Annotated in this window: 6 protein-coding genes and 1 pseudogene; 3 read left to right on the top strand and 4 right to left on the bottom strand. The window is 60.7% G+C overall.

Features of this window, described 5'->3' with window-relative positions; all coding sequences use genetic code 11:
- Nucleotides 1-600: 600 nt before the first annotated feature.
- Nucleotides 601-780, bottom strand: a complete 180-nt coding sequence (locus PQQ96_RS41425; RefSeq protein ID WP_408303112.1) for a hypothetical protein — start codon at nt 778-780, stop codon at nt 601-603.
- A 1,503-nt stretch (nt 781-2,283) separates the two neighbouring features.
- On the opposite strand from PQQ96_RS41425, the gene PQQ96_RS41420 reads away from it, so the two are divergent.
- From PQQ96_RS41420 to PQQ96_RS41410, 3 genes are read left to right on the top strand one after another with little or no spacing between them, the layout of a single operon-like run.
- Nucleotides 2,284-2,475: a hypothetical protein gene (locus tag PQQ96_RS41420; protein WP_408303110.1), complete on the top strand. Its 192-nt coding sequence runs from the start codon at nt 2,284-2,286 to the stop codon at nt 2,473-2,475.
- A gap of 34 nt (nt 2,476-2,509) precedes the next feature.
- Nucleotides 2,510-3,805 (top strand): recombinase family protein, encoded by a 1,296-nt coding sequence (locus tag PQQ96_RS41415; RefSeq protein ID WP_408303108.1) that lies wholly within the window; start codon nt 2,510-2,512, stop codon nt 3,803-3,805.
- An 18-nt stretch (nt 3,806-3,823) separates the two neighbouring features.
- Nucleotides 3,824-4,537, top strand: a complete 714-nt coding sequence (locus PQQ96_RS41410) for a MerR family transcriptional regulator (protein WP_408303106.1) — start codon at nt 3,824-3,826, stop codon at nt 4,535-4,537.
- Between the two features lie 12 nt (nt 4,538-4,549).
- Here the strand turns inward: PQQ96_RS41410 and PQQ96_RS41405 are convergent, their stop codons facing one another.
- The 3 genes and pseudogenes from PQQ96_RS41405 to PQQ96_RS41395 form a co-directional block, all read right to left on the bottom strand.
- On the bottom strand, nt 4,550-4,867 hold the full coding sequence (locus PQQ96_RS41405; RefSeq protein ID WP_408303104.1) for an integrase core domain-containing protein: 318 nt from the start codon (nt 4,865-4,867) through the stop codon (nt 4,550-4,552).
- A 67-nt stretch (nt 4,868-4,934) separates the two neighbouring features.
- Nucleotides 4,935-5,300, bottom strand: a pseudogene (locus PQQ96_RS41400) (IS3 family transposase); the annotation flags it as partial.
- 32 nt (nt 5,301-5,332) lie between these two features.
- Nucleotides 5,333-5,647, bottom strand: coding sequence for a transposase (locus tag PQQ96_RS41395; protein ID WP_408303102.1), 315 nt, complete (start codon nt 5,645-5,647; stop codon nt 5,333-5,335).
- Nucleotides 5,648-5,856: the final 209 nt, after the last annotated feature.

The following is a 5,856-nucleotide window of genomic DNA, read 5'->3' as shown; positions in this document are numbered from 1 at the left end:
AGATCCCACAATACTCGAGCTGGCGCCGTTTGACGCGTGGGCGGTCGCCGGTTCGACATCCGGAATCGGATTGAGCACCGCCCGACATCAACGCATACGTCTCCATCCTGATCACTCGAATCAAACCGCTCGGCGATTCCTGTCGTCATTCCTTCAGAATTCCACGCACGGCGTCTCGCTACCTTGCGCGCAAACGTCCGCCATCGGACAGGCTTCGATTGGGAATGTGGGCACAACTCATTTGTTCAATCGAATTCGCTTGCAGTGTGCTTGCCGCATCGGAAACTCGCGGGCGATTCGATTCCACACCGAATTTCCTAGGAGACAAACCGTGAAGCGTACACCCACCCCATTCCAACGCCGACCCGTGCCAATGCTCGCGGCAGCGCTGTTTCTCGGCATTGAGATGCTCCCTGCTCCGACAAGCGCCGCAACGCCGGGGCAGACTCACGCGAGCGGGCATGTCATGACAGTAGCGGCCCATACCCCTGTCGATACACAAATCAACAACCTTCACACAAGGCTTCAGATCACAGCGGATCAGGAATCCCTCTGGCAACCGGTCGCGCAGTCATGCATGACAACGCCAGCACGATGGATTCACTCAGGCAGCCCCGTGCCGCCAACGCTAACACCATGAGCGCCGTCGACGATTTCCGGTCTTATGGCCAGGTTGTCGATGTCCATGCGGACGGTATCAAGAAATTCACGTCGGCCTTCGAGGCGCTTTACAACAGCATGTCGGATACGCAGAAGCACAACGCGGATCTTATTTTTCACAGCGATACTCACCACACAGCGACTAAGGGATGGCTCGGAGCTGCTGCGCCGGGCAGTCGGCAACCGAACCGACGCCACGCGGAACCATTTGGCCTCCGGTCTGAACATAAGGGATGCCACATGAAAAACCTCAATCAATCATGCGCCGGACAAGGGCACAACGAGAGCAGGACGCCTGAGTGCACTTGGGCTCACATTAGCACTGGCCCGTCTCTTCACAACAACGTCTGTGCAAGCGGAAGACGTTCATCACGGAGGCCTGCAGCATAGCCAGATGCCAGCCGCTCCCCGGCAGGCATACCGGCATGACGATCATCGTCGCGATGGTCACTCATACGGCGATCAGGGCTATGCCCACTGTACGCTACCTGTTGTCTATGTATCGCAAGAAGCGCCTGGAATCAGCCTGTTCCTGCCGCTCTAGTTCCGATAGAAAAATACCGGGCTCGCAACTTCGGCCGGCACCAAGAACCTTTCGAAGAAGGACAACATGATAGGACTCATCGCTCTGATTCTGATCGCAATTACCACTCCCCTCGCGGGCTGCAACACTGTTGCGGGCGCGGGCGACGACATGTCGAAATGCGGCCCGGCCGCTCATAACACGGCCAAGGATGCCAAATAGGCAACGCCAGCGATCGGTGTTGCGGACGTTCGAGAAAAAATCGCGCTATCTCGTCGCCAGCGCTGGCCCTCTCTCCAACTGCCAGAACCGGGTCGATGCCTGGTCGTCCAATTGAAGGACGCCGATGCAATTCTTGCGCTGACTGGAGTTCGAGGTCAGGCGAATGGCTGCTATGAACAGGGTTGTTGCCGTTGCGCTCGACTGTGCCAATGGCTCTTCATGGCCGAACTGAGCCCGACAACGACCGGCTCCGGTCGACCCTGAAGAGACAGTCGCCGGTCGGAGCCGGACTGCCGGATGAGATTGACCCGGTTCAACGGACAGATTTGCAGGTGGGTTTAGTGTGATGTTGAACCTCCCGGGAGTGTTGAGTCGCGGGTTGTCCACGGCCGGGCGGCGGGTCGCCTGTCACGACCATGGCGCTGCCCGGCGGTGGGCAACCCGCGCGGCGATGACATTTGATCCTGCGAATGCAGGTTTTCGAATTCGAGCGGCGAGCGATGGCCGAGCCCGCTGTGAAGGCGAAACGGGTTGTACAAGCCGCAAACACAACACCCACATTACCGAGTCACGAAAGGTTCTCTATCGCTGGCACCCGTGGTTCGGTCGAATGGCCTGGATTTTCAACGTGGTCGAGAAGAATGGCGAGGTCGTTCTGCGCTGTGCACGTGACCCACTCGAGACAGCGAGTGTATCGGAGATGCCGCAGTGGATGTTTGATCCAGTTGCCTGCCATCACGTTAGATCGTCAGCATTGCCAATCGTCGACTGCGACGCGCTGCGCGAACTGAAACGCCTGTTGTCCGATAAAACTCTCGCCTCACAACTCAATGTGGTACAAGCCGAGCACCGTCCTTTGTCCTGTACAGGAGGAGCCGATGCGACGCGTTCCGAGCACCCATCCGGGCGATCAGCCCGATCTGTTTCAGCGTTGCCCAGAGACGCCCGAGTGGGCGCATCTGCCGTTGGAAGTGCGGCAACAGACACTGCGCCTGCTGGTGCAACTACTGCGGCAACACCGACGCGAACTGCACGTCGCGGCACGCGAACAGGAGGTGTGCGATGAGTGACAAGATTCGGGTTCAACATCTGGCTCGCAAGGCCGTGCTGTACGTTCGCCAGTCGTCCGCCTACCAGGTCAGCCACAATCTGGAGAGCCAGAAACTGCAGTACGCGATGCAGGATCGTCTGCGTCAGTTGGGCTGGAAGGAAGTCGAAGTAATCGATGAGGATCTGGGCTGCTCTGCGGCTGGCACGCAGACGCGCGCGGGTTTCGAACGCATGGTAGCTGAGGTTTGTCTTGGGCGTGTTGGTGCAGTGGCTGCCCGCGAGGTATCAAGATTTGCACGCAACAGTCGCGAATGGCAGCAACTGGTTGAGGTGTGCCGCGTAGTCGACACTGTGCTGATCGATCAGGAAACCGTATATGCGCCGCGGTTAAGCAATGACCGCCTGCTGCTCGGACTGAAAGGTAGCCTCAACGAATACGAACTTGATCTTCTGCGTCAGCGATCGCTGGAAGCGCGGCGCGAGAAAGCCCGACGGGGCGAGCTTATCATCATAGCGCCGGTTGGTTATCGCAAGACCGAGGATCAGCGCCTGGAGAAGGATCCGGATCTGCGTGTGCAGGAAGCCATCCGCTCGGTATTCCGTCAGTTCCTCGCGATTGGCTCGGTAAGGCAGACCCTGCTATGGTTTCTGGAGCACGGCCTGCAGTTGCCCGCATGCACACCGCGTGGTGAGATCCACTGGAAGCGACCGTCTTACGGGACCGTGCATCAGATCCTGACCAACCCGGTGTACGGCGGTGCCTATGCGTATGGGAAGACCGAATGTACCGTCCACTATGAGGCTGGAGAACCGCGCAAACGCGATCGGCGAAAGCCACGGGACCAGTGGCTTGCGCTTATCCCCAATGCCCACGACGGATACGTTGAGTGGGACGAATTCGAACGGATCCAGCGCACCATTCTTGCCAACGTGCGTCTGGGCACACACGCCGGCGCACCGAAGAATGGCGAGGCACTTGTGACGGGGCTGTTGAGGTGCCGGCGTTGCGCGAGCAAGCTCACGGTACACTACACAGGTAGCCGGCATGACGCCCTGCGCTACAGCTGTCATCGCGCGTGGTTGGACAAGGGACTGCCCCGTTGTATCGCATTCGGTGGCACGCGTGTGGATGCGGCAATCGCCCAGGCCGTCCTGCGGGTAGTCCAACCTGCAGCAATTGAGGCAGCTATTGTGGCTCGCGAAGAAGAGATCCATAAGCATGACGAAGTACTGGCCGCATTGCAGCGTGATCTGCAGGCAGCCCGTTACGCCGCACAACGTGCGCAGAAGCAGTATGACACTGCCGATCCGGAGAACCGGCTCGTCGCCGACGAGCTGGAGCGCCGATAGAATGATGCGCTGCTGCGTGTGGAAAAACTGGAATCGCGCATTGAGCGGCACTCACACGCATCTGGCCAGATACCGCCTGTTCAACCCGACGAGTTCAACGAACTTGCCGCAGCGCTCGAGTTGATCTGGCCGCAGGCTGACGCCCGCCTGAAGAAGCGCATCGTGCGCACCTTGATCCATGAGGTCGTGGTCGATCTCGATGACGCAACCAGCGAGATCGTGCTCGTCATCCACTGGAAGGGTGGCGTCCATACCGAGATCCGTGTACCACGCCGGCGTCGCGGCCAATGCGCCACCCAGACATCCCCTGAAGCGATCGATGCAGTGCGCCTGCTGGCTCGCATCTGCCCGGATCTGGTGATCGCCAGCATGCTCAATCGAAATGGGCTGCGAACCGGACGAGGTAACTTCTGGACCCAGGAGCGCGTCACTGCGCTGCGCAGTCACCATCGAATTCCCGTCTATTCGAGCGAGCGGCGTGCAGCCGAAGGATGGTTGAACCTGACCGAGGCATCGGCACTTATCGGCGTGAGTCCCAAAACGCTCAGGCTCGCAGTCGAGCGCGGCGAGATCGCGGCGGAGCATCCGCTGTCGCTCGGACCATGGATCTTCAAGCGCGATTCGCTGAACACCCGTGCGGTGTCCGAGTTCGTCGCACGTACCCGCACCCGGCGTGCGCACCCCACATTACCAACGGCACAACAGGGATCTCTAGATTTATCAACCACATAGCGAGGTTGGGCACTATGAAACGTACTTGTACCAGCCTTCCAGAAACCAGAAGATGCGTGCGCGGGCCTGCTCGTGGGTCGCGAAGTGTTCTCGCATCAGCAGCTCCGTCTCGAGCGTGCCGAAGAATGATTCGCACATGGCGTTGTCATAGGCGTCGCCGGCAGTCCCCATTGACGGCTGCACGCCAGCCTCGCGGCAACGCCTCCCGAAGGCAATGGACGTGTATTGACAGCCCTGGTCCGAATGATGGATCACCCCCTCGGGACGCCGCTGCAGCAACGCCATGTCCAGTGCACGCAGCATCAGTTCGGTGTACAGATGGGTTGACATTGCCCAGCCTGACGACGCGGCGGCTGAATACATCGAGCACCACCGCCAGATACAGGAACCCTTCAGCGGTCGGCACGTATGTGGCGTCTGCTACCCACAGCACATCGCGGGCGTCGGCGCTGAAGTGCCGGCGCACCAGGTCGGGGGCACGGCGTGCACCTGCGCGTTGCCGCGTGGTGTGCGGCCAGCGCCGCCGGCTCGCGCCACGCAGGCCAGCCATGCGCATCAGGCGCGCCACCCGCTTGCGTCCCACGTGCATGCCTTCGCGTGCCAGCTGCGCATGAATACGTGGTGCCCCATACGTGGCGCGCGAGCTCGCATGCAGCGTACGGATGCGCGCGAGCAACTGTGCGTCACCGCATGCGTGTGCCGAAGGCTCCCGTACCAGCCACGCGTAATAGCCGCTCGTGGAGACCCTGAGCAGCCGCGCCATCGTGGCGATGGGCCAGCGGGCCCGGTTCGCTCTCATGAATCCGTATCCTTCGGCGATACGGCTCCCGTCTCCCGCGCAAACCAGGCCGCTGCGTGAGAGAGTATGTCGCGCTCCATCTTCAACTGCCGGTTCTCGCGGCGCAGCTTCGTGAGTTCCTGCCGCTCGGCGGTGGTCAGCCCGTCATGGCGCACGCCCTCATCGCGACCAGCCTGTGCCACCCAGTTGTAGATCGTCTGCGCGGTCGGCTCGAACTCCTTTTCCAGTTCCTCCGGCCTGCGCCCGGCCTTCACCAGCTCAACCATTTGCGCCCGGAATTCCGCCGGGTACGGGGTACGATGCTTGCCCATTTCGGCACCTCCTCTTCAAAAGGATAGGCGTCCGTTTTCGCGGGTCAACTTCAGGAACCGGACGCTCGCCGGAGTACCCGGCAAGCGGAACCGGAGCGCCTCGCTCCGAGTCGAGACCGGCGACGTCAGCCGCTGCTGCGTCGACTCCGTTGGCGACATAGGTGCGTCTTGCCGTGGAGCGAGGCATCCTGAACTCAAACCCCACCTGG

This window comes from Paraburkholderia sediminicola (assembly GCF_046027825.1).
GTDB lineage: Bacteria > Pseudomonadota > Gammaproteobacteria > Burkholderiales > Burkholderiaceae > Paraburkholderia > Paraburkholderia sediminicola_D.
Note: the sequence above shows the minus strand (reverse complement) of the source record. Positions and strands in the feature narration are given on the sequence as shown.